Here is a 2,174-nt window from a genome sequence, read left to right on the forward strand (position 1 = left end):
AGGGCGAGCGGGAGGTGGCCGAGGTCGGCGGCCAGCAGGCGGGCGTCCTGGAGGTCGCGCGAGGTCGGGGCTGTCCCCTCGACGACGTAGGTGCACAGGAGTTGGGCCGCCTCGCCGGGGGCGAGGGTGCCGAGGGCGCGGGTGGGGGTGGTGCGGGGCCAGCCGGTGGCGCGGCGGGTGGTGATGAGGTGGTGGCCGGAGGCGAGGGCGCCGGTGTAGGGCTGTAGGTGGGCCGGGTCCTCGGCGTTGTCGAAGACGAGCAGCCAGTTGCGGTGGCAGTGCAGCCAGTGGGTGGCCCAGGCCGCGCGGGCCTGCTCGGAGGCGCCGTCCGCCCAGGAGGGGTAGAGGAGTTGGGCGAGGGCGGCGAGGGACTGCTCGATGCGGGCCGGGGATTCGGCGTTGACCCACCAGACGAGGGCGTAGTCGCCTCGGTGGCGGTGGGCGTAGTGCAGGGCGAGGGTGGTCTTGCCGATGCCGCCGAGGCCGTGGACGGCCGGTGCCTGGGTGACGGCGGAGCTGCCGTCGGTGGTGAGGACGCGGCGCAGCCAGGTGAGGTCCTCGTCGCGGCCGACGCAGACCGGTCGCGGGGCGAGGTTGCCGGTGCCGCGCTCGGTGCCGATGGTGCGGGCCGCGTTGAGGACGTCGAGGGGCAGCACGAGGTCGCCGGTGAAGGCGTTGCCGATGGTGTGGGCGGCGGCCGACCGGTCGCCCGCCGCCGTGATCGGCTGGTGCGGGTCGGTCATGATGCGGCTGCCGTGGTGCTGGCCCGTGTGGCGCTCAACAGATCCACCCCGAGGAGAAGTTGGCCGAAGGTCGGGGGTCATTGTCGCATCGGGCGGAGGGGGGTTCGGGCGGAACGGGGGCTTGGGTGGAATGCGGATCTGGGCGCGGGTTCGGGTTCGGATGGAACGGGACGGGTCAGTCGGCTGCGCGCTTGCGTCGCTGCCACCAGCGGCGGCGGGTGGGCTGGTTTGTCGCACGTTGCCGGAGTGCGTGGTCGAGGTTGTCGCGGGTGGTGATGGTCTGGGGGTAAGTGGGGCCGAGGATCTGTTCGCGCTGGGCGAGGACGGTCCGGTAGAGGGGGATGGCGCGTTCGAGGTCGCCGGCTGACGCGTAGGCGTACGCGAGGTTGTTGCGGGCGGTGAGGGTGTCGGGGTGGGTAGGACCGAGGACCTGTTCGTACTGGGTGAGGGCGGCTTCGTGGAGGGGGATGGCGCGTTCGAGGTCGCCTGCGGATTCGTAGGCGGCGGCGAGGTTGTTGCGGCTGAGCAGGGTGTCGGGGTGGGTGTGGCCGAGAGTCTCTTCGCGCTGGGCGAGGGTGGTTTCGTAGAGGGGGATGGCGCGTTCGAGGTCGCTCTCCATGTAGTAGGCGTAGGCGAGGTTGTTGCGGCTGAGCAGGGTGTCGGGGTGGGTGTCGCCGAGGATCTCTTCGCATTGGGCGAGGGTGGTTTCGTAGAGGGGGATGGCGCGTTCGAGATCACCAGCCGATTCGTAGGTGCAGGCGAGGTTGTTGCGGCTGCTGAGTGTGAGGGGGTGGGTGTGGCCGAGGAGCTCCTCGCGTTGGGCGAGGGTGGCGATTTGTAGGGGCAGGGCAAGGTCGAGGTCGCCGGCTGTGGCGTACGCGTAGGCGAGGTTGTTTCGGCTGGTGAGGGTGTCGGGATGGGTGTCGCCCAACACCCGCTCGCAGTAGGTGAGGTGGGCCTGCCGTAGGGGGATGGTTCGGGCGTCGTGGCCTTGGTGGTAGAGGTACTGGGCGGCGGTGAGGTAATGCCGGGTGATGGGGTTGTCGTGGTGGTCGGGCGGGGTGGTGGCTGCGAGGGCGGTGAGGTGGGGGATGAGCTCCTCCCAGGCGGGGGCCGGTCCGAGTTCGGGGGGTTCGGGGAGCGCGTCGAGGGCCTGGGTGAGGGCGTGTTCGGCTTCGGTGCGTCCGGGGTGGTCGGACTGCTTGCGCAGGACGGTCTGGACGAGGCGGTGGACGCTGACGGTGTCGCGGGTGAGGGTGATCATGCTGTAGGTGCGGAGGGCGGCGAGGGCCTCGTCGAGGTCGTCCCCGGTGGCGATGCCCTGGAGGAGTGCCAGGGGGATGTCGTCGGGGGCGAGCCAGGCGAGGGTGTTGAGGATGGTGACGGCGAGGGGGCTGCGGTCGTCGAGGACGGCGAGGGTGTGGGTCCAGA

The 2,174-nt window shown here is 71.1% G+C and carries 2 protein-coding genes; both read right to left on the bottom strand.

Features of this window, described 5'->3' with window-relative positions; genetic code table 11:
* Nucleotides 1-743, bottom strand: a 743-nt coding sequence (locus ACFVVX_RS37920) for an NB-ARC domain-containing protein (protein ID WP_387952726.1), incomplete at its 3' end; no start/stop codon positions are given.
* A gap of 175 nt (nt 744-918) precedes the next feature.
* Nucleotides 919-2,174, bottom strand: a 1,256-nt coding sequence (locus ACFVVX_RS37925; protein ID WP_387952727.1) for a tetratricopeptide repeat protein, incomplete at its 5' end; no start/stop codon positions are given.

Origin of the sequence: Kitasatospora sp. NPDC058170, from assembly GCF_042883905.1 — a bacterium.
In the GTDB taxonomy this organism is placed as follows: domain Bacteria; phylum Actinomycetota; class Actinomycetes; order Streptomycetales; family Streptomycetaceae; genus Kitasatospora.